23 protein-coding genes and 1 riboswitch are annotated in these 21,006 nt (G+C 70.0%); of the genes, 21 read left to right on the top strand and 2 right to left on the bottom strand.

The window, feature by feature from the left end; translation table 11 throughout:
- The first annotated feature begins 7 nt into the window (after positions 1–7).
- The 10 genes from AXF14_RS11935 to AXF14_RS11895 all read left to right on the top strand — a co-directional run bounded on the left by AXF14_RS11935 (position 8) and on the right by AXF14_RS11895 (position 8,722).
- Positions 8–898, top strand: coding sequence for an MOSC domain-containing protein (locus AXF14_RS11935; RefSeq protein ID WP_084355554.1), 891 nt, complete (start codon positions 8–10; stop codon positions 896–898).
- A gap of 14 nt (positions 899–912) precedes the next feature.
- Entirely contained in the window at positions 913–1,899 is a 987-nt protein-coding gene (gene trmB / locus AXF14_RS11930) for a tRNA (guanosine(46)-N7)-methyltransferase TrmB (RefSeq protein ID WP_067943506.1), read from the top strand.
- A gap of 35 nt (positions 1,900–1,934) precedes the next feature.
- Complete coding sequence (gene hemW, locus AXF14_RS11925) at positions 1,935–3,176, top strand: radical SAM family heme chaperone HemW (RefSeq protein ID WP_067944413.1); 1,242 nt, start codon at positions 1,935–1,937, stop codon at positions 3,174–3,176.
- A 188-nt stretch (positions 3,177–3,364) separates the two neighbouring features.
- A complete protein-coding gene (locus AXF14_RS13785; protein WP_150118488.1) occupies positions 3,365–3,784 on the top strand; it encodes a hypothetical protein in 420 nt (139 codons plus the stop codon).
- A gap of 94 nt (positions 3,785–3,878) precedes the next feature.
- Entirely contained in the window at positions 3,879–5,204 is a 1,326-nt protein-coding gene (locus AXF14_RS11920; RefSeq protein ID WP_067939345.1) for an ISL3-like element ISPfr2 family transposase, read from the top strand.
- A gap of 682 nt (positions 5,205–5,886) precedes the next feature.
- Positions 5,887–7,143, top strand: a complete 1,257-nt coding sequence (locus tag AXF14_RS11915; RefSeq protein ID WP_067943504.1) for an IS256 family transposase — start codon at positions 5,887–5,889, stop codon at positions 7,141–7,143.
- Positions 7,144–7,498: 355 nt separating this feature from the next.
- Positions 7,499–7,804 carry a DUF2316 family protein gene (locus tag AXF14_RS14025; RefSeq protein ID WP_067943502.1) on the top strand — a complete coding sequence of 102 codons (306 nt, stop codon included), beginning with the start codon at positions 7,499–7,501 and terminating at the stop codon, positions 7,802–7,804.
- A 13-nt stretch (positions 7,805–7,817) separates the two neighbouring features.
- The gene (locus tag AXF14_RS11905; protein WP_067943500.1) at positions 7,818–8,093 is read left to right on the top strand and encodes a hypothetical protein; all 276 of its coding nucleotides are present in this window, start codon (positions 7,818–7,820) and stop codon (positions 8,091–8,093) included.
- A 37-nt stretch (positions 8,094–8,130) separates the two neighbouring features.
- Positions 8,131–8,379, top strand: a complete 249-nt coding sequence (locus tag AXF14_RS11900; protein ID WP_150118487.1) for a hypothetical protein — start codon at positions 8,131–8,133, stop codon at positions 8,377–8,379.
- Positions 8,372–8,722 (top strand): type II toxin-antitoxin system PemK/MazF family toxin, encoded by a 351-nt coding sequence (locus AXF14_RS11895; protein ID WP_067943497.1) that lies wholly within the window; start codon positions 8,372–8,374, stop codon positions 8,720–8,722. Before AXF14_RS11900 ends, AXF14_RS11895 begins: the two co-directional genes overlap by 8 nt.
- A 152-nt stretch (positions 8,723–8,874) precedes the next feature.
- On the opposite strand, the gene AXF14_RS11890 is transcribed toward AXF14_RS11895, so the two are convergent.
- Both AXF14_RS11890 and AXF14_RS11885 read right to left on the bottom strand, forming a co-directional pair.
- Entirely contained in the window at positions 8,875–10,296 is a 1,422-nt protein-coding gene (locus tag AXF14_RS11890) for an MFS transporter (protein WP_067943495.1), read from the bottom strand.
- Positions 10,297–10,545: 249 nt separating this feature from the next.
- The gene (locus AXF14_RS11885) at positions 10,546–10,914 is read right to left on the bottom strand and encodes a DUF4298 domain-containing protein (RefSeq protein ID WP_169798268.1); all 369 of its coding nucleotides are present in this window, start codon (positions 10,912–10,914) and stop codon (positions 10,546–10,548) included.
- A 291-nt stretch (positions 10,915–11,205) separates the two neighbouring features.
- Here AXF14_RS11885 and AXF14_RS11880 point away from each other — a divergent pair, with 291 nt between their 5' ends.
- From AXF14_RS11880 to AXF14_RS11835, 11 genes are all read left to right on the top strand, one after another.
- Positions 11,206–12,609: a sodium:proton antiporter gene (locus AXF14_RS11880; RefSeq protein ID WP_067943492.1), complete on the top strand. Its 1,404-nt coding sequence runs from the start codon at positions 11,206–11,208 to the stop codon at positions 12,607–12,609.
- A 224-nt stretch (positions 12,610–12,833) separates the two neighbouring features.
- Positions 12,834–13,397 carry a PH domain-containing protein gene (locus AXF14_RS11875; RefSeq protein WP_067943490.1) on the top strand — a complete coding sequence of 188 codons (564 nt, stop codon included), beginning with the start codon at positions 12,834–12,836 and terminating at the stop codon, positions 13,395–13,397.
- 270 nt (positions 13,398–13,667) lie between these two features.
- Positions 13,668–13,775: riboswitch (TPP riboswitch) on the top strand.
- 47 nt (positions 13,776–13,822) lie between these two features.
- The gene (locus AXF14_RS11870; RefSeq protein WP_067943489.1) at positions 13,823–14,593 is read left to right on the top strand and encodes a YkoF family thiamine/hydroxymethylpyrimidine-binding protein; all 771 of its coding nucleotides are present in this window, start codon (positions 13,823–13,825) and stop codon (positions 14,591–14,593) included.
- Complete coding sequence (locus tag AXF14_RS11865; RefSeq protein ID WP_067943487.1) at positions 14,586–15,245, top strand: ECF transporter S component; 660 nt, start codon at positions 14,586–14,588, stop codon at positions 15,243–15,245. The genes AXF14_RS11870 and AXF14_RS11865 overlap by 8 nt, the downstream gene beginning before the upstream one ends.
- Positions 15,232–17,007 carry an ABC transporter ATP-binding protein gene (locus AXF14_RS11860; protein ID WP_067943485.1) on the top strand — a complete coding sequence of 592 codons (1,776 nt, stop codon included), beginning with the start codon at positions 15,232–15,234 and terminating at the stop codon, positions 17,005–17,007. The genes AXF14_RS11865 and AXF14_RS11860 overlap by 14 nt, the downstream gene beginning before the upstream one ends.
- On the top strand, positions 17,004–17,744 hold the full coding sequence (locus AXF14_RS11855; RefSeq protein WP_067943482.1) for an energy-coupling factor transporter transmembrane component T family protein: 741 nt from the start codon (positions 17,004–17,006) through the stop codon (positions 17,742–17,744). Before AXF14_RS11860 ends, AXF14_RS11855 begins: the two co-directional genes overlap by 4 nt.
- A gap of 91 nt (positions 17,745–17,835) precedes the next feature.
- Entirely contained in the window at positions 17,836–19,053 is a 1,218-nt protein-coding gene (locus tag AXF14_RS11850; protein ID WP_150118486.1) for a sensor histidine kinase, read from the top strand.
- Positions 19,054–19,057: 4 nt separating this feature from the next.
- Entirely contained in the window at positions 19,058–19,723 is a 666-nt protein-coding gene (locus AXF14_RS11845) for a response regulator transcription factor (protein WP_067943478.1), read from the top strand.
- Between the two features lie 544 nt (positions 19,724–20,267).
- Positions 20,268–20,435: a hypothetical protein gene (locus tag AXF14_RS14020; RefSeq protein WP_169798267.1), complete on the top strand. Its 168-nt coding sequence runs from the start codon at positions 20,268–20,270 to the stop codon at positions 20,433–20,435.
- 121 nt (positions 20,436–20,556) lie between these two features.
- Positions 20,557–20,733: a chromosome condensation protein CrcB gene (locus tag AXF14_RS11840; protein ID WP_067943476.1), complete on the top strand. Its 177-nt coding sequence runs from the start codon at positions 20,557–20,559 to the stop codon at positions 20,731–20,733.
- Positions 20,734–20,750: 17 nt separating this feature from the next.
- Entirely contained in the window at positions 20,751–20,930 is a 180-nt protein-coding gene (locus tag AXF14_RS11835; protein WP_150118485.1) for a hypothetical protein, read from the top strand.
- The last annotated feature ends 76 nt before the right edge of the window (positions 20,931–21,006 follow it).

The following is a 21,006-nucleotide window of genomic DNA, read 5'->3' as shown; positions in this document are numbered from 1 at the left end:
CCGGCCGATGAGCACCGACCTCGACGCCCTCCGCCTCGCCCACGGCGCCGACGCAGCGGCCGTCACCGTGGCCGACGACGGCACCGCCATCACCCCCGGCGTCCTCGAGGCCGCCCTCGCCGACGACGGCACCGACCTCGAGCCGCTCCCGCTGGCCCGCGTCCTCGGCGCCCCGCACGCCTGCGCCGACGGCCGCCACAAGAACGAGCCCTCGCCCTTCCACGACGGCGACGTCGTCGGCACCGTGACGGCCGTGTGCGCCGTCGTCGCCACCCGCCCCGACGCGGGTGCCGCGGGGGAGTCCTCCATCAACAAGGCTCCCGTCGACGGCCCCGTCGAGGTGCACCGCCTCGGCGTCGTACGTGACCACCAGTCCGACTCCGCCCACCACGGCGGCCCCGACAAGGCCCTCTACCTCCTCGACGCCGCCGAGCAGGAGCACTGGGCCGGCGTCCTGCCCGGGCTGACCCCGGGGCGGCTGGGGGAGAACCTGCTCATCGCGCCGGGCCCCGCCGGCGGCATCGACGACGTCGAGATCGGCGCCATCCTCACCATCGGGGACCCGGCCACCGGGATCCGCGCCCGCGTCACCGGTGTGCGCAACCCCTGCCCGACGATGGCGCGCGGCGTCGGCCGCTCCGACTGGGTGGAGACCTTCTCCGAGCGAGCCCGGGTCGGCGTCTACCTCTCCGTGCTGCGCAACGGCACCATCCAGGCGGGCGACGAGGTCCGCCTCATGGTCTCGCCCGGGCACCGCGTGACCTGCACGCGATGGTTCGCGCACCACGACCCGCGCGACGCGCAGGCGATGCTCAACTCCGAGATCTTCGGCAACTGCGTCCTCGCGCCCTTCACCCGCAAGTACGTCCAGACTGCGAGCCACGAGCAGATCGGCTGAGGAGCCACCCGACGATGCCCCAGCAGCACCCGCCTCGCTCGCACGCCATCCACGCGCGCGTGCGCTCCTTCTCCCGCGCCGGCGGCCGCCTCACCGACACCCAGGTCGCCGCGCTCGAGGAGTTCGGCCCCCGCTACGTCGTCGACGTGCCGCGCGACGACGCCATCCGCACCGTCGACCCCGCCTGTCGCCTCGACCCGACGGCGGCCTTCGGGCACGTCGGCGAGGTCCGTCCGCTCGTCATCGAGGTCGGCTCCGGTAGCGGCGAGGCGATCCTCGCCCAGGCGGCCGCCAACCCCGGTGTCGACTACGCGGCCGTCGAGGTGTGGGAGACCGCTATCGCGAAGATCGTCCGCGACGCCGGACGGGCCGGGCTCGACAACGTCCGGGTGATCCCTGCGGACGCCTCCCAGCTGCTCGCCACCGCGCTGCCCGTGGGCTGCGCGAGCGAGGTGTGGACCTTCTTCCCGGACCCGTGGCGCAAGCCCCGCCACCGCAAGCGCCGCCTCGTCTCCGCGCCCTTCGCCGACGCCGTCGCCCGCGTGCTGCGTCCCGGCGGCGCGTGGCGGCTCGCGACGGACTGGGCGGACTACGCCTGGCAGATGCGCGACGTCCTGGAGGCGGCGAGCGCCCTGCCCGAGGGACTGGAGGCCGACATGACGCAGGCGTACTTCCGCTACCCGGACGCCGGGCGCGAGCCCGAGCAGGGGGCGGAGACCTGGGAGGCGGACAGCCTCGGCAACGGCATCGACCCGGGATCGCCAGCCGGCGTGCGCGGTGGTTGGTCGCCGCGCTTCGAGGGGCGGGTGCTCACCCGCTTCGAGCAGCGCGGCATCGACGAGGGACGCACGATCCGCGACCTCACGGCCGTGCGCACCGAGGAGCCCTGGACGCCGGAGCACCGCGAGACGGTGCTGGCGGAGCTGGAGCGGGAGGCGGCGGCCTCGCGCAACGGGGGTTCGGGGATTGCTGGGGGAGCCGACGCGGAAGGCGCTGAGTGAGCCCGAAGCAGCCCGACGGCGCACCCCTGCCCGGGATGGGCGAGCTGCCGGCGGAGGTCGGTGCGCCCGCGCCGGACGGCCGGCTCCGACCCTTCTCGGTCTACCTGCACGTGCCGTACTGCCGGGTGCGCTGCGGCTACTGCGACTTCAACACGTACACCAACCTCACGATGGGGGACGGCGCCTCGGCGAGCGACTACGTGAGCACGCTTGCGGGCGAGCTGCGCCTGGCGCGGGCGCGCATGGAGGAGGCAGGGCTGCCGATCCGACCGGCAGAGACCGTGTTCGTGGGCGGCGGGACGCCGACGATGCTCCCGCCGGAGGACCTCAGCCGGATGATCGGGCTCGTCCGCGAGACCTTCGGGCTGGTCGACGGCGCTGAGGTGACGACGGAGGCGAATCCGGAGACGGTGGACGAGCGCGGGCTCGCGACGCTGGCGGAGGGCGGCTTCACGCGCGTCTCCTTCGGCATGCAGTCGGCCGTGCCCCACGTGCTTCGGACGCTGGACCGCACGCACCGGCCCGAGCGCGTGCCCCAGGTGGTGGAGTGGGCGCGGCGGGCGGGGCTGTCGCAGAGCGTCGACCTCATCTACGGCACGCCGGGGGAGTCGATGGAGGACTGGGCCCGGAGCCTGGACGCCGCGATCGAGATCGGTCCGGACCACGTGAGCGCGTACGCCCTCGTCATCGAGGAGGGCACGAAGATGTGGACGCAGGTGCGGCACGGCGAGCTGCCCATGCCCGAGGACGACGATGAGGCCACGAAGTACGAGATGGCCGACGCGGCTCTGGCTGCGGTCGGGTACGAGTGGTACGAGATCTCCAACTGGGCGAGGCCCGGCTTCGAGTGCCGGCATAACGAGGCCTACTGGCGCGACTGGGACTGGTGGGGCGCCGGCCCGGGCGCGCACTCCCACCTGGGCGACGTGCGCACGTGGAACACGAAGCACCCGGTGGCCTGGGCCGCGCAGATCGGCCAGGGGCGGTTGGCTGTGGCCGGGCATGAGGTGATCGACGCGGAGAGCCGCGAGCTCGAGCGGGTCATGCTCGGGATCCGACTCCGCGAGGGCATGAAGCTCGCGTCATTCCCCCGGGTGGGGGAGGACGACGGCGAGCCCGGCCGCACGCCAAGGCACCTCGTGCCCGTCGTGGCGCAGCTCGTGGCCGATGGACTGCTCGACGGCGCCGCCGCCGCGGCCGGCCGCGCAGTGCTGACGCTGCGCGGCCGGCTCATGGCGGACACCGTGACGCGGGCGCTTGCAAGGATCGTCGATTGAGAGGTGCTCCGTAAGGAGCTTCGCTTCATGTCGTACCCCGGTACGACCATGGGATTGGTCGTTCCCTGTGACCGCAGGTGGTGTTGCCACCTGGTGCCCCTGACGGAGGTCCTGAGATGTCTTGCCACAAGACGCGAATCACTCATGAATCCCACTGGTCTAGTGCGGTCTCTCGCGCGAGGACCGTGATGTTGCGTTCCGAAGTTCGGCTCCTGTGGGACCCGTACCTGGGCCTATTGGCCGGCATGGTGCTTGTCTTCATCGCCTTGGCGCTCGTCGCTGGGCAGTGGGGACTCGGACAGGCAGCTACGACTCAGATCATCCGATGGCGGCATGAGGTTCGTGATTCTTGGTGGGGTGGCGGAGCCGTGAGTCCCATCGGAGACTTCTTGAGTATTCAGGTGCTGATCGGCGTGGCAAATGCCGTTTGCTTGGGGCTGGTCGAAGCGGATGTGCGTAGGCGCGGAAGCCATACTGACCGTCGCGGTGACTGGCACGCCATGGCCTTCGGTCTTGTCTGGATCTGTTCGGTGGTTGCTGTTTTGGTAACGGTTGCAGTGCTCCTGTTTCCGCTCGGAGCAGGAACTTTTCCGGGTCTTCTCAGATGAGGGTGTAGGTCGGCCGGGCGCGTCGGTCCGCAGATAGACGTCGAGGTCTCCCGACGATGGAGGTTCCTACGCCATCCATCCGAAAGACCTCGACGTGTCCGACGCTACCCCGCCGGCCGGCTTCGGCCGCCCTGACCTGACCGCCTTCGCTCGACTCGACGGCCTCGGTCTGAGCGTGACCGGACAACGACTTGAACCGGATCGTGCGGTCCTCGCGTGCCGCGTGGTGGAACCAGATCAGTGGTGCCGACGGTGCGGCAGCGAAGGCGCTGCTCGTGACACCGTGATCCGGCGGTTGGCCCACGAGCCGCTGGGCTGGCGACCGACCGTGCTGGAAGTTGTAGTGCGCCGCTACCGCTGTGCCGACTGCGGACACGTGTGGCGCCAAGACACCAGCGCCGCGGCGGAGCCACGCGCGAAGCTCTCGCGCACCGGGCTGCGGTGGGCGCTGGAAGGGATCGTGGTCGCACACCTCACCGTCGCCCGTGTCGCCGAGGGACTCGGGGTCGCGTGGGACACCGCCAACAACGCGGTCCTGGCTGAAGGCAAGCGGCTGCTGATCAACGACCCCACGCGGTTTGAGGGCGTGAAGGTCATTGGCGTCGATGAGCACGTCTGGCGCCACACCAGGCGTGGCGACAAGTACGTCACAGTGATCATCGACCTCACCCCGGTCCGCGATGGCGCCGGCCCAGCAAGGCTGCTGGACATGGTCGAGGGCCGGTCGAAGGCGGCGTTCAAGACCTGGCTCGCCGACCGCGACGACGCCTTCCGTGACGCGGTCGAGGTGGTCGCGATGGACGGCTTCACCGGGTTCAAGACCGCCGCTGCAGAGGAGATCCCGGACGCGGTCACGGTGATGGATCCCTTCCACGTCGTGCGCCTGGCCGGTGACGCCCTCGACAGGTGCCGGCGCCGGGTCCAACTCGCGATCCACGGGCACCGTGGGTTCAGGGACGACCCGCTCTACAAGTCGCGGCGCACGCTGCACACCGGCGCGGACCTGCTCACCGACAAGCAGAGCGACAGGCTACGCGCGCTGTTCGTTGATGACGCTCACGTCGAGGTCGAGGCGACCTGGGGTGTCTACCAGCGCATGATCGCCGCCTATCGCCACGAGGACCGGCAACGTGGCCGCGAGCTCATGGAGAAGCTGATCACCGGCCTCAGCGCCGGCGTCCCCAAGGTGCTCACCGAGCTCACCACCCTGGGCCGGACCCTGAAGAAGCGAGCCGCTGACGTGCTCGCCTACTTCGAACGACCCGGCACCAGCAACGGGCCGACCGAGGCGCTCAACGGACGGCTCGAACACCTGCGCGGCTCCGCACTCGGGTTCCGCAACCTGACCAACTACATCGCCCGAAGCCTGCTCGAGACCGGCGGCTTCAGACCCCAACTCCTACACCCCCGATTGGGATGAGCCACTTTTCCGGCGACTGTCAAGGTTATCCTGTCTTTCGTGTCGCTGGTTACCGCGATTGTTGTGCCAGTCAGGGCGGCCGCGCGAGCATTTCCCGTCCGTTCTCGCGACTTGAGATCTGCGGCAGATATGCGGCGGCGTCGTGCAGTCCGGGTGGTCCGCCGCTTCCCGGACGCACGGGTGGAACCTCGTGATATACCCGTAATTCGTGATGTCGACCGACGTCGCACAATGGCCTTTGGGGTGATTGGTGTATTGGTACCTACTCTCGTGCTAGGTGCCGCTCGGGTGGCCGGCGGGATCTTGGGGGTGCGTGATGCCTTCACGGCGGTGTGTGTGAGTGTCGGGGCTGGGCTCGTGCTGATTGAGTTGGCAGGCGCCTATGCGGTGATGCTTCGACGTACCGAAATCGGGCTTGCGCAAGGTGGTCGGACGATGACTCGTCCGGTTTCAATTCTCCTAGGCATTGTTGTTGGCGCTGCTTTCGTCTTGGACCTGTTGGTGATCGCTCGCAGGCTGGATTCAGGTTCGTCGACTCAGGTCTTCTTTCTGACGCTTATCAGTTTTGTTGCGAGGGGTGTGTCCCTTAGCGTGGTGGCAATTCCCGCGGGGGCCGCTGGTCGAGGTGGCTGGGGGTCATCGCGGGTGTGATTCCGCCAAGAACCATCTGAAGGGACCCGCGATGACCCACCATCAGTCTGCCTTGTCCGTCTTGATCGGGGAACTCCTGGCCGACCCTGAGGCCTCACGCGACGAGATGTTCCGCCGTCTGCTGGCCGCCGGACTGCAGGACCTCATCGACGCCGAAGCCGAAGCGGTGATCGGCGCCTCCCGCTACGAGCGCACCCCGGATCGCATCACGCGCCGCAATGGGACGCGCTCCAAGACGGTGGCGACCACTGCCGGGGAGGTCGACCTGGCCATCCCCAAGCTGCGCCGGGGTTCCTTCTTCCCGTCCCTGCTGTCCCCGCGCAGGAGGGTCGACAAGGCCCTGTACGCGGTGATCGCCACCGCCTGGGTCGAGGGGGTCTCCACCCGCAAGGTCGATGACCTGGTCAAGGCCCTGGGCTGCGAGTCCGGCATCTCCAAGTCCCAGGTCTCGCGGATCTGCGCCGACATCGACCAGACGGTCGGTGCCTTCCTGAACCGGCCTCTGGACCACACCTGGTTCCCCTACCTCTACCTGGACGCCACCTACCTCGACGTGCGCGTCGGACACCGCGTCGTCTCCCAGGCCACCGTCGTCGCGGTAGGGGTCTCCGCCGCCGGGCGCCGCGAGATCCTGGGCATGGCCGTGGGCGACAGCGAGTCCACCGACTTCTGGACCAGCTTCCTGCGCTCCCTGCGCGAGCGGGGCCTGGCCGTGTGCGGGCCCTCCCGGCCCGAGGGTGTCGCCTTGGTCGTGTCCGACTCCCACGCCGGCCTGAAGGCCGCCGTCAAGGCGATCCTGCCCGGCGCGGCCTGGCAGCGCTGCCGCGTGCACTTCGCCCGCAACATCACCTCCCGCCTGGGATCAGCACGCTCCAAGCCCGTCAACGCCCTCATCTCCACGGTGTTCGCCCAGACCAGCCCCGAGGCCGTGCGCGCCACCTACCACCAGGTCACCGACTCCCTGAGAGGCACCTTCCCGGACATCGCCGACATGCTCGAGGCCGCCGAGGCTGACCTGACCGCGTTCGCCGCCTTCCCCACCGAGCACTGGAAGAAGATCTGGTCCAACAACCCCATCGAACGCGTCAACGCCGAGATCAAGCGCCGCGCCGACGTCGTCCAGGTCTTCCCCAACCCAGACTCCGTGACCCGCCTCATCGGCGCCGTCCTGCTCGAGCAGCACGAGGAGTGGCAGTACGGCGAACGCCGCTACCTGTCCCAGACCTCCATGCAACGACTCACCCACACCCTCACCAACGACACCCAACCCCTGCCCCTGACCGCCTGAAAGAACACCACAACAAGGGACTTGACCGTTGCGAGTGTGGGAATCGAATTACTCGAACTCGGTTATCTTCTTGAGTTCTCCCGGCGTCCATTGTCGGTGCTCAGGCAGCGTGAAGTCGCTCGCTTGCTCGATGACTGCCGGATTCTTCTGCGTGAGAGTCGACTGTGTGGCGACGAGGGTGGCCGGTACCGGGTCAGTGTTAGACGGGCCCCTATCGCTCCGACTGCATCTGCGGCACCACAGCCGCGAGGAGGCACTCGTCTCCTTGGGTCGCGTCGGCCGCATCGTCGCCCGTGAACGTGGCTGTGGGCACCCGATCCGGCTACCGCCATTGATCGGTGGCACACTCGCGGGCATGTCGATCAACACGGCCCAGCGCCGTCAGACCTCCGCCGAGCTCACCGCCCTGCGCGCGTCCCTGCCCGTCTCCGACGAGGCGCTCGCCGAGCGTCTCGACTGGTCCACGGAGGAGCTTCGCCAGAACCTGGACATGGACGTCGCCGACCCGCGCGACGCCTGGCGGCTGCGCGACTTCCTCGTCGCCGCCGCGCAGGAGAGGGGTCTCATTGTCCCCGAGTTCTCCACTCTCCAGGACGAGCGCCGAGCAGACGCCGTCGGCTGGTTCGGCTCCTGGGACGTCCCGGACGCTACGAATCTCTGAGGGGAGCCCCACCATGAAGCGCCTCGCCTCGCGCGATCACGCCTACTCGATCATCCTCGCGCTCATCGCCGGCTCGGCCGCATGGGGCGGCAACCCGTGGTGGCTGTCGCTGGCCGAGCTCATCGTCCTCATCGGCGCGAGCGAGGGCGTCCTCTACGTCGCCGGCGGCCTCAACCGAACGGCCTCAGACGATCCGCACTACCCGATCACGGTGCGCCAGACGATCGCCGTCGTCGCCTCGATCGCCGTCGTCATCGTCCTCGGCGGGCTCTTCTACAACATGGCTTGAGGCGCCCGCTCGGAACAGTCATACTCCTTGTATGACAGTGACCACCATCAAGGTGACGACGGAGACTCGTGACGCTCTCCGCGAGCTCGCCCGGGAGACCGACTCGACGATGGAGTCCGCCCTTGCCGCCATGCTCCGGCGCGAACGGCGGCGGCGCGACCTCGAGGCGATGCGCCGGGCGATGGACCGGATGACCGATGAGCAGTGGGCTGACTATCGAAGTGAGACGTCGCAGTGGCTGGACACCTCACTCGACGGCCCAGCACGCACATCCGCCGATGGCTGACGCATGCTCCAGCGTCCGTGCCGGGGACGTCGTGTGGGCCGAGCTCGACCCGGTGCACGGGCGGGAGCAGGGCGGTCGGCGTCCCGTGGTCGTCGTCTCCGGCGACGACTACAACGCTCTTGTCGACACGCTGCTCTTCGTCGTACCCGTGACCTCCGTCGACCGGGGCTGGCCCAACCACGTTCGCCTCACGGGGCACCTCAACCTGGACCGCGCGAGCTGGGCACTCACCGAGCAGCTTCGGGCGATCTCCAGGGAGCGCGTGCACGGGCTCGCCGGCGCCGTCGACGACGAGACCCTCGGCCGCATCCGCACCTGGATCAGTACCTTCCTCGACCTCTGACGCAGACGGGCGCCGGAGCGCTCGGGACGGCGGGGCGGTTGCTGCGACAGCCCGCGCTTCATCCGTTCGGCATCAGCTGCGGACGACGCACGACGACGGGGCGCCGTCGGACCACATCGGTCCGGCGGCGCCCCGTCGTCGGCGCTCGTGCCTCAGTGCGCCTTCGCGGCCTCAGCGGCGGCGGCGCGCTCGTTCATGAGACGGCGCTCGTCCTTGCCGATGACGAACATGAAGAACACGGCGATGACCACGATGACGACGAGGAAGCCGTAGGTGACGTTCCAGCCGAAGTGGTCGATGAGGAGGCCGACGCCCGTCGAGGCGAGCGTCGCACCGAGCAGGTAGCCGAACAGTCCCGTGAAGCCCGCGGCCGTACCGGCCACCGAGCGCGGCGACAGGTCGATCGCCTGCAGGCCGATGAGCATGACGGGCCCGTAGATGAGGCCGCCGATGCAGGCGATGAGCAGGTAGAAGACCCACATCGGGGCCGTCGTCGGCAGCAGCCAGTAGAAGAGCAGGGCCACGCCGACGCCGCCCAGGAACAGCATGCCCGCGCCCGAGCGCCAGCCGTGGAAGACCTTGTCGGAGACCCAGCCGCACAGGAGCGTGCCGATGATGCCGGCGCCCTCGTAGATCGCGAAGCCGAGGATGCCGTCGGTGACGTCCGTGCCGTGGATCTGGTCGGTGAGGTAGATCGGGATCCAGTTGAGGACGCCGTAGCGCAGCGTGTACACGAAGACGTTCGTCACGGCGAGCAGCACGATGACGCGGTTCTTGAGGACGTGGTTGACCAGGACGTCCTTCCAGGCGCCCTCGGAGCCGTCGTCGGCGAGCTCGACCTTGGCCGGGTCGTCGCGGAACTCCTCGATCGGCGGCAGGCCCATGGCCTCCGGACGGTCGCGGATGAGGAGGAAGGCGATGAGCGCGACGACGAGCGCCACGAGGGCCGGGGCCCAGAAGGCGGGGCGCCAGTCGGCCGAGTCGGTGGCGAAGGTGGACAGGGCCCAGGCGGAGATGATGCCGACGCCGGCGCCGCCGACGTTGTGCGCGCAGTTCCAGATCGAGGTCATCCAGCCGCGCTCGGTGGTGGAGAACCAGTGGACGAGGACGCGGCCGGAGGGAGGCCACCCCATGCCCTGGAACCAGCCGTTGATGAACATCATCAGCGCGAAGAGCCCCACGGAGGCGCTCAGCGCCGGGACGAAGGCGATGAGCAGGTTCATGACGGCGGACAGCGCCAGTCCCAGCGGCATGAAGTAGCGGGCGTTCGCGCGGTCCGAGAGCATCGCCATGAAGAACTTCGACAGTCCGTAGGCGAAGAGGACGGCGTTGGCGACCAGGCCGATGCCGGTCGCGTTCATGATGTCGTGGTCCTTGAGGATCGAGGACACCAGGGAGACGTTGTTGCGGATGAGGTAGAAGCCGGCGTAGCCGAGGAAGATCCCGAGGAAGACGCTCGGGCGCCAGCGGCGGTACGCCGGGGCGATCTCGGCCTCGGGCCGCCTGGGAGCGGCCGGCGGGGCGGACAGGAACCCCAGGGGTCGGGGCTCGGCGGTCGGGGAGGAGGGCGGCATCGCGTTCCTTCGGGATCGGTGGTGGGGTCCGCGGCGTCGTCGCCGCGGGTAGGCGACGACGCTACCGCACGGCCACCATCTGTTCAGCGTTTGTTACCCGTCGCTGCACGGATGTCCGCAGCCGCTGTCAGGCCTTGACCGCCTGTGCGATCCATGGCCTCCGGCGGTGCCCTCCGACGGCGTCGGGAGCCTCACCGGTCCGGCGCGTCCCGGCAGGGTCGGCGAGGCGCGAGGCTGTGAGAGCGGGTGTCAGTCCTCGTCGGCGGGCGCGAGCACCCGCGCCGACAGCCGCAGCAGCTCGGTCATGACGGCGTGCTCGCGGCCGTAGAGGTCCCATACCGTGTCCTCGCCGAGGACGGCGAGCGGCGGGTCCAGTTCCGCGACCGACTCCTGGTCCTCGACCCACGTCGTGTCGTAGGCCGCCATGAGCGGCTCCATCGCCTCGATCATCGCGCGGATCGCGGCGAGGCCCGCCTCGGCGTCGGAGACGAGAGGGAGGGCGGCCTCGAGCTGGGCCTCCATCGCCTCGAGCCGGTCGAGGGCCTCGCGCTGCTCGGGGCTCACGGTGGAGCCGGCGGCGTCGGACTGGGGGAGAGGCGCGTCGTTCTGCGTGCTCATGACGGTCATCCTCCCGGCTGCGAACGTCGTCGGCCTCCTCCCAGCGGACCATCGGCGTGTCGTCCCGACTCCGCTCCGGGTGGCAGCGGGGCGGGCGGGCCGGCCGCGGCACCAGGCACCCCGCCGGCAGGCTGGCGCTGCTCAGCGACCGCCGTCGGCGATCCTCGCCCGGAGCACGCCCTGAACGTCCCGAGGATCGAAACATCCCACGTCGTAGAGTGAGAACGAATGACGGGCGCGTCAGCGCCTCCGCCTCTCCCAGGGGCGGCCCCGAGCCCAGAGGAGATCCGCGTGCAGCTGCAGTGGTGGTCCATCCTTCCCTTCGCGGCGATGCTCGCCTGCATCGCCGTCCTCCCACTCGTCCCGGCGACGGCCGAGTGGTGGGAGAAGCGATCCAGCCAGCTCACCGTCGCCCTCGTCCTCGGCATCCCCGTCGCCATCTGGATGTGGATCGCCGGCGGATTCACCGTCGTCTTCGGCTCCGTCGTCGAGTACGTCCAGTTCATCGCGCTCCTGCTCGCCCTCTTCGTCGTCTCAGGCGGCATCTTCCTCAAGGGCGACATCCAGGCCACCCCGCGCAACAACACGATCTTCCTCGGCATCGGCGGCGTCCTCGCCAGCTTCGTCGGCACCACCGGAGCCGCCATGCTCCTCATCCGCCCACTGCTCAACACCAACGCCGAGCGCCGCTACCGCGTCCACACGGTCCTGTTCACGATCTTCATCGTCGCGAACTGCGGCGGCCTGCTCACCCCGCTCGGCGACCCGCCGCTCTTCCTCGGCTTCCTCCGCGGCGTGCCCTTCCTGTGGACCTTCAGCCTGTTCCGCGAGTGGTTCTTCACCAACGCGATGCTGCTCGCGACCTACTACGCGCTCGACCACTACTACTACGCGCAGGAGCCCGGCGAGAACGTCCGCGAGGACCGCGCCGACATCGAGCCCCTCGGCCTGCGCGGCGCCGCCAACCTCGCCTGGTTCGCGGTCATCATCCTCGCCGTCGCCCTCGCGCCCTCGATCGACACCGAGGCGATCGAGGCCGGCCACGCCACCCTCATGGAGTGGATCCCCACCCGCGAGATCATCATGCTCATCGCGGCGCTGGGCTGCTACCGCTTCGGGGACCGCCGAGCGCGCTTCGAGGACAACCAGTTCGAGTGGGGGCCGATCCAGGAGGTCGCCACCCTCTTCATCGGCATCTTCCTCACCATGATCCCGGCCCTCCACTACCTCGACGAGGTCGCCGGCTCGCTCCCCCTCAACCGGATCACCTTCTTCCTCTTCACCGGCGGACTCTCCTCCGTCCTGGACAACGCCCCCACCTACGTCACCTTCTTCGAGATGGCAGGCAAGGTCGCCCACCCCGGCGGCGCCACCGTCGCCGGCGTCCCCGAGGTCTACCTCGTGTCGATCTCGCTCGGCGCGGTCCTGTGCGGCGCCATCACCTACATTGGCAACGGCCCCAACTTCATGGTGAAGTCCGTGGCCGAGGGCCGCGGCGTCGAGATGCCCTCCTTCGGCGGCTACGTCGGCAAGACCTTCACCTACCTCGTGCCCGTCCTCGCCGCGATGGTCCTGCTCTTCATCGCCCAGCCCGCCTGGGCCAAGGCGCTCGGCGCCGTCCTCACGCTCGCGCTCCTCGCCAACGACGCGCGCCTCATCGTCAAGGGGCGGCGGCTCGCCCTCCAGGACGCCTGAGCGCCACCTTCCCACGCACCACGGCGCCGAGCTCGTACCTTTCGCACCGAGACCACCAGCAAGGGTGATGGTCTCGGTGCGAAAGGTACGAGCTCGGCGCATGAGGACGTGCGGGTGTCGCGTGATTTGTCCTCGAGACTGACAGGGCGTCCACAGCGCCGCAGGGCGCGGGGGGGGCATCCTTGGACCTGGACGAGCCCGCCCAATCCAGTGGCGTGGCGCCCATGACTGTGAACTTCGGAGACCTCTCGCACCTGCAGCCCGGCGATCTGTGGGGTGCCACGGGCCAACCCCTCACGACGATTGCGCCGGGCCGCTACCGCCTCACCGCTGAGTACCTCTACTTCGAGAAGGGCGCGCTGCGGACGAACGCCCAGCAGATCCCGACGAGGGGCATCGTCGACGTCGACATGAAGCAGTCGATGATCCAGAAGACTCGCAAGCTGGCGGCGGCCATGGTTCACGTCGTCCGCCCGACGGGACAGCGCGAGACGGTCGAGCTCGAGGACATCCCCAACTTCCGTGACGGGGTCGAGATCATCAACCGCGTGGCCCGTGACGCTCGCGAGAACTACCTCCGGCTGCAGAACACCCAGCACGTCAACTACCAGGGCTCGCCCGTGCTTGGAGGAGTCGCACCGTCCGCGGTGTCGGACACGTCGTCGCGAGGATCCCAGGAGCTTGAGACCTTGCGTCAGGTCGTTGGCATGCATGACAGGGGAGTCCTCGATGATGTGGCCTTCATCGCCGAGGTGAAACGAGTGGTCGGAGGCTCGTCGGTCGCCTGAATCCCGGGCGCACCAGTGGTGCTCCAGGACGCCCGGGCGCCGGGCGCTGACATAACGGCGCCCCCGCAGGACCCGATGGTGGATCCTGCGGGGGCGCCGCCGTGCGTCGTACCCGGCCCCGCGTCGAACGCTGACCTTTCGCGCTGAGCGCCGGGGCCGGACCCACGCGTTCGGCGCGAAAGGCCAGCGCTCGGCGATCCCGGTCGCGGTGAGCCACTGTGGCTCTTGAAAAGGCCGTGGCGCGCTTCTTTCGCCGTCGACGGCGTAGGGTGGACCTCGCACGGGAGCCCGGAACCGCCGGGCTGAGAGGGAGCCAGACGCTCCGACCGTTGAACCTGTCCGGTTAGCACCGGCGTAGGAAGCGATGATCTCAGGGCGCTGCGCGCGGACGCGCCGCGTTCTCCCGACGAAGGGAGGACTGCGGCATGCCCAGCACGCCCCGCACCACGCCCGCCGTCGGCACCAGCACCGACCCCACGGCACCCGCCACCAGCCCCGACGACGAGCGCCTCGCCCTGCAGCGGGACCCGCTGCGCTTCGGCGTCGGCGCCCGCGTGACTGTGGCCGTCATGGCCGACGACTACGTCGACGTCATCCTCGGCGCCCTGGCCGGCCTCGACACCACCGGCCTCGTCACGCAGACCGGAGACGTCTCCACCTACGTCGGCGGCTCCGAGGACGACGTCCAGCGATGGGTCACCGACGTCGCCGACGCCGTCGCCCGCACCGGCCGTCACGCGAGCCTCACCCTCACCCTCTCGCGCGGCTGCCCCGGCGAGGTCGCCTGCGAGCTGCCCGGCGGTGCCGGACCGCGCGTCGTCCCCGTCGCCCTGCCGCGGCGCACAGGCACCCGGGCCAGCGCCGAGTGGGCCCTCTACCCGCTCGCCGACGCGCCCGCGCCCGGCACCGGGACCGGGCCAGGACGTGCCCCCGACCACATGCGCGACATCCACGCCGCCATCGACCACGCGCGCGACCTCGGCACCTACGCCGGCTCCGAGCACTTCTACACCCGCCTCGAGGGCGACCTCGGCGCCGTCATCGCCACCGCCTTCGCCGGATGGACCCTCGTGGGCCGCCACGTCCAGCACGTCACAACCCACCTCACCGTCTCCATCAACAGCCCCAGCCACAGCGGGCGCAGCACCGACGGCGCCGGCGCCGCCAACCAGCCCGAGGAGTCCCACCGTGCCTGAGAACACCGCACCCGCCACCGGCACCGCCCGCCCCGCACCGGCCCCCGGACGCCGGGCCCTCGCCCTGCGCGACATCGTCCTCATGGTCATGCTCGGCGCCGTCTTCGGCTTCCTGTACTGGGCGCTCGTCCAGGCCTGGAACCTCCTGTCCGTCGCCATGGGGCCCGCCGGCGACCTCGCCCAGCACGTCCTCTTCGGCGGCTGGCTCCTCGTCGCGCCGGTCAGCATCGCCATCATCCGGCGCCCCGGCGTCGGCGTCATCGCCGAGGTCATCGCCGCGGCCGTCGAGGTCCTCTTCCTCGGCTCCCCGGTGGGGCCCGTGCTGCTCCTGTCCGCCGCGATCCAGGGCGCCGGGAGCGAGCTGCCCTTCCTCCTCACCCGCTACCGCCGCTACGACTGGCTCGCCTACGCCCTCTCCGGCCTGTCCGGCTCCTTCTTCATCTTCTTCTGGGACGCCTTCCGCTCGGGCTGGTACGGCCAGTCGATCATCTGGCTGCGCCTCGGCATGCAGGAGGTCTCCGGCCTCATCCTCGGCGGGCTCCTCGCCAAGGTCATCGTCGACGCCCTGCGCGCCTCCGGCGCCCTCGACTCCTTCGCCATCGTCCGCGAGGACCCCGCCCGCGTCCTGGCCGCCCGTCGTGAGCGCGCCTGAGGCCCGCCCCGGGAGGGACGCCGTCGGCCAGGCCGCCACCGGGCGCCGGAGCGCATCGCGGCCCCCGTCCGGGACCGCCCGCCCCGTCATCGACCTGCACGACGTCGAGGCCGTCTACCCCGACGGAGACGGCGTCGGCCCGCTGACCCTCAGCCTCGCGGCGGGCGAGAGGCTCCTCGTCGTCGGCCCGTCCGGCTCCGGGAAGTCGACGGTCCTTCGGCTCCTCCACGGGGCCGTCCCCCAGGTAACCGACGCCCGCGTCACCGGCAGCCTCGACGTCGTCGGCCTCGACCCGCTCACCGCGCCCGTCCACGACTTCGCGGGGCGGGTCGGCGTCGTCCTCCAGAACCCCGCCGACGCCGTCTGCCTCGGACGCGTCGACGAGGACGTCGCGCTCCCGCTCGAGTGCGTCGGCGCACCCGTCGGCGAGATCGACGCGGGCATCGACCGGGCGCTCGCCCTCGCCGGCGCCGGCCACCTCCGGGACCGGGCCACGAGCGACCTGTCCGGCGGCGAGCTCCAGCGCGTCGACCTCGCCTCGGGCCTGGCCGGCGACCCGGTCCTCCTGCTCCTGGACGAGCCCACCTCGATGCTCGACGCCGACGGCGTCGCCTCCGTCCGCGAGGCCGTCGACGCCGCCGCGCAGCGCCTCGGCGCCGCGACCGTCATGGTCGAGCACCGCCTCGACGAGCTCACCGGCGACGCCGGGCCCGCCGCCCTGCCCCCGCGCTGGCTCGTCCTCGATGACACCGGCCACCCCGTGAGCGACGCGCCGCTCGCCGCGATGACCTGGGGGAGCGTGCGCGGGCTGCTCGAGCAGGGCTGCTGGCTCCCCGCCGACCTCGAGCTCCACGCGCTCCTCGGCGACCATGACGACGCCGAGCCGGTGGGGGAGGAGCTCGCCCCGGCGCTCGACGTCCCCGGGATCCGGGGCCGGCTCGCCGGGCTCGGAGACGGGGCGGCGCCCGCGCAGGCGGTCGGCGCCGCGCAGACGGAGCCCGAGCACGAGCCGGAGCGAGAGCCCGTGCTCGTGGCCCGCGGGCTCGACGTCGCCGCCGGCGGCCGGGGACGGCGGGTCCTCACGGGCGTCGACCTGGACGCGGCACCTGGGGAGCTCGTCGCCATCATCGGGGCGAACGGCTCCGGCAAGTCGAGCCTCCTCACGACGCTCGCGGGACTGGCCGATCCGCTCGCGGGAACCGTCACCGCGCCGCGCGCCGCCATGGTCTTCCAGGACCCCGAGGCCCAGATGGCCCGCAGGACGGTGCGCGCCGAGGCCGCGTGGGGGCTCCCGGACGACGACGGGCCGCGCGTCGACGCCGCCCTCGAGGCCACCGGCCTCGCCCGCCTCGCCGAGCGCAGCCCCTTCCGCCTCTCCGGCGGGCAGAAGCGGATCCTCTCGCTCGTCTCCGTGCTCCTGCACCGCCGTCGGCTCCTGTGCGCCGACGAGCCGACCTTCGGCCTGGACCGACGCGCCTCCCGCACCGTCCTCGCCATGCTGAGAGAGACGGCCGACGACGGTGCGTGCGTCCTCGTGAGCACCCACGACATGCGCGCGGTCGCCGCCTGGGCGGACCGCGTGCTCGTCGTCGGCGGGGGAACGATCCTGGCCGACGGCGATCCGGGCGCGATCCTGCGGGACGGCGCCCTCATGGAGCGTGCGGGGCTGCGGCCCTCGCGGCTCGTGCGCGAGGCGGACGCCCGCGTGCTGAGGGAGCTCGACGCGATGGTCGACGGCGCACGGGACGGAGCCGCCGCATGAACCGCTCCTGGCTCTCCCGCCGCAACCCCTGCGTCAAGCTGGGCGTCGTCCTCGTCGTCTCGCTCGCCGTCATGCTCCTCATAGACCCCGGGCCCGTGCTGGTCCTGTACCTGCTCGCGCTCCTCGGCGCGGCGACGGCGGGGCGCGTCACCGCGCGGGCGCTGCTCCTCGGGCAGGCGCCCTTCGCGCTCTTCGCCGTCGGCATCGTGCTCGTCAACGCCGTCACCCGGCCGGGAACGCCGGTCCTCAGCGCAGGACCGCTCACGGCCACGCGCGAGGGACTGCTCATCGGGCTCGCCCTCGCCCTTCGCGCCCTGCTCATCGGGGTGCTCACCATCGCGCTCCTCGCGACGACGCCGCCCCGGGCCCTCATGGCGAGCCTCATCCACGACGCCCGGCTCAGCCCCCGCTACGCCTACGCCGTCCTCGCCGGGCACCGCATGCTCGTCTCCATGCCGGAGCGGTGGCGCACGATCCGCGCCGCGCAGCGGGTGCGCGGGCCCGAGCGCGGTCGGCGCGGAGCGGCGGGGATCGGAGCCTTCGACTCGGCCGCCTTCACGCTGCTCGTCACGGCGGTGCGGTCCTCCGAGCGGATCGCCCTCGCGCTCGAGTCCCGCGGACTCGGCCGGGAGGAGAGGACCCTGTGGCGAGCGCCGGCGATGGCTGGGCAGGATCTAGCCATGGCCCTAGTTGTGGTGGGTGTTGTGGGTAGCGTCGTGTGCCTGGAACGAACTTGACATCGGCACGCCCGCGAGGAGCGGGGACCTCTGATAGCGTTAGTATAAGTCCCGCTTGGCCCGACTGGGGTCCGGCTTCCTGCAACTCCTGGTGGCCGCCGAGATGCTTTCGCTTGTTCCCGATGACTCCAATGACTTGAGGACGACAACCCTCCTCACGAGCCTGTTGACTCTAGATCTCACAACGATCTCCGTGGTTAGTCTCGCTGGGGAGCAGGCGTCTGGGGTGGCTGTCATTGCGATAGGGGCTCTGACCGTTCTGGGCTCTGTCTCGGGATGGCTCCCTGAGGTCGCTGGAAGCGGGATGCTCCTCGTGGTAGGCGCTGCCGGTGTGATTGAGCATCCTTTCCTGAGTCTTACGGGGTTCAGTCCGTTGCTTCCGCTGGCCGTCCTCGGTTTTCGAGGCTCGATGAGGAAAGCTGTCCTTCTCGGGGTCGCGGATCTCGCGCTGCTGACCGTGCCTGTGAGCACCGAGGCCACGATGGCCGAGAGCCTCGCGAATGGGCTGCTGTGGGCCACCCTCATCGTCTTGGCCATAGTCGTTGGTATGACAGGTAACCAGGTGCGCCGCAGAGCGCGAGCCATGCAGGAAGGCTTTGAGCGCGCCCGATCCGATGAGCGCCGGGCCATCGCCGCCGAGCTCCACGACTCCGTCGCCAGGATGGCAGCCGGGATCGCCGTTCGGGCTGAGTCCACGCGACTCACCTACGACGACGATCCCGCCCTCGCCTCGACCATGTCCGACATCGGGGACCAGTGCCGGGAGCTCACAAGGGACCTCCGCGGGATCCTCGAGGTGCTCCGCGCCCCGGAGCCCCGCGACACTGCGTCGGCAATCGGCCGGACGGGCGGAGCGCCCGCCTCCGTGATCGTGTTCCCCGAGCGGGAGGATGCGCCAGCTCCCTCCCAGCTGCTCGACGGCGAGGTCACGCTCCTGCGCTCCGCGGGCTTCGCTGTCGAGGTCTTCGGCGCGGTGCCTGACGGTCTCGGTGCCAGGACGACGGCGCTCCTGCGCCGCGTCATCGCCGAGGGCTGCACGAACGCTCGGCGTCACGGCGACGCGGCCCAGCCGGTGAGGATCCTCCTCGGGCGGGAGCGTGGAGCGTGCGAGCTCGTCATCATCAATGGGATCCCTGAGGAGCCGAGGAGCCCCGGCTCGGCGCATCTGGGGATCAGTAGCATGAAGAGGCAGGCAGAGGCGGCGGGCGCGTCCCTCATGAGTCGGGCGGCGGTCGGCGCGTGGGTGCTTCACTTGTCGGTGGCGGCCAGTTCGGAGCCTGATGCCCCCGTGGCGCGGAGGGAGGCCTGAACTCGTGGTCGGTCTCCCCGCGAGGCTCCTCATCGTCGACGACGAGCCCATCATTCGCGTGGGGCTCGCGCTCTACCTCGAGCGCGAGGACGGCGTTGAGGTTGTCGCCCAGCTCCCGAATGGTGCTGAGGCACTAGACTACCTGCGGGGCCATGAGGTGGATCTCGTGCTCTTGGACGTGCGCATGCCCATCATGGATGGGCCGACGGCGCTCGAGCGGATCGCCGTCGAGCATCCCGGGGTCCGTGTCCTTCTCCTTACCTCCTTCGACGATGACGAGGTCATGTACCGGGCCCTCATGGGCGGCGGCGCAGGCTACCTCCTCAAGAGCTCACGGCCCGAGGAGATCCGTGCCGCCGCGCGCGCCGCCCTCGAGGGCGGGGTCCCCGTATCCCCGGCTGTCAACGCCCGGCTCGTCCGGGAGCTGGCCCCGGCCGGGCTCGTGCGGTCCGGCACCGAGGACTTCGGGCTGTCGGACCGCGAGCGCGACGTCCTCCAGCTCCTGTGCGAGGCCGCCCCGAACCGCGAGATCTCGCGGCGCCTGTGCCTGTCGGAGTCGACGGTCAAGGCCTACGTCTCGGCCATCATGACCAAGATGGGCTGCACCTCCCGGCTCCACGTCGTCGTGACGGCATTCGAGCACGGGCTCGCTGGGCGACAGGTCTCCTGAGTCGGTTCAGTTGCATCCCCCCGTTGGGGCCGATGGTCTACGGTCTTGCGTCTGGTCCGCGGAGCACCTTCGTTCATGGTCCTGGTTCCCGTCGTTCGTGGAGCATTCATCGGGGGATGGCAGCGTGCCGTCTCCGTCTCGCCCTAACCAGGAGATCCTCCATGATGAAGATTGGATTGACCGTCACCGCCTCGCTAGTTCTCGGCCTGTCGACAATGCCTACGCCGTTCTGGACGACGTCAGACACGGTGCCGCCGCCGAGCAACCTGTAGGTATCGGGCCCTAGTCAGTCGTTGGTGCCGCTCGCAGGGCCGCTCCTCATAGCGTCCGATTTGGAGGTCAGCGCCCAGAACAACTTTCTCTGCCGTGAGTGTCCATGGATCTACCTCGTCTGCCGGCGATGAGTTCCTCCTGAGGGATGAGGATTGCACTCCCTTGGTACGGTTTTGTACCGCCTTTTTGATGTACCGCAGACGTGCGCGTTTCTCTGACGATCGAGCCAGCCCGGGCGCCTCGGACCCGGTCTGATTCGGAGGGTTTCACCATGGAGAAGAAGAATCGCTGGCTCATCGCGATGATCGCCGGCGTCGCGATTGTGATCGTCGACGTCATCACCCTAGGCAGCCCAGTTGTCCTCGGTGTCGGTGCCGCCCTCGCCCTCGGCTCCGCGATCGGTCTTATTGCTCAGGTGCTCGTCGCACGGCGCGCATAGACAACGCTTTGGTCGATCAGCCGAACTACGCATGAAGGTGCCGCGGAGGTCCGGTATTGCCGGACCGTTAGCGAAGCCCGAGCGAGTGCTCAGGCCACCCCACCAAACCCTAGGAGGAACCATGCACCTGAAGGAGAACCCCGTCCACGTCGTCGAACTCGACGACGACGAGATGGCTGTCATCGACGGCGGTACGAGCATTCCCTGCGCCGCCTTCGTCGTGACGACCGTGACCGCCTGCTGGAACGACACGGCCCTGTGGGGCTCGTGCCGTCTCGGCACCCGCGGATGCTGCTGAGGACGGAGGTGATGGAGATGAGCAACACCCCCGTCGTCGAGGTCGACCTCGACGAGCTCACGGACCTCGAGCTGCAGGACGTGGCCGGTGCGGCCGGATCCGGATGGATGTACACGTTCGGCTGCTGCTGGTGCGTCCCCTGGTACTCGAGCTTCACCAAGTGCGGGCTCGCCTGCAGCCAGGGCACATGCCGGTGACGCCATGACGTCGTGGTCGGGGCCGGGCGGCCCTGAGGTCGGCCCCGACCACGATCCCCAGCTCCCGACGAGGAGG

It is taken from the genome of Actinomyces radicidentis (assembly GCF_001553565.1).
GTDB classification, from domain to species: Bacteria; Actinomycetota; Actinomycetes; order Actinomycetales; family Actinomycetaceae; genus Actinomyces; species Actinomyces radicidentis.
The sequence above is the reverse complement of the archived record's forward strand: the minus strand, read 5'-3'. Positions and strand labels throughout refer to the sequence as shown.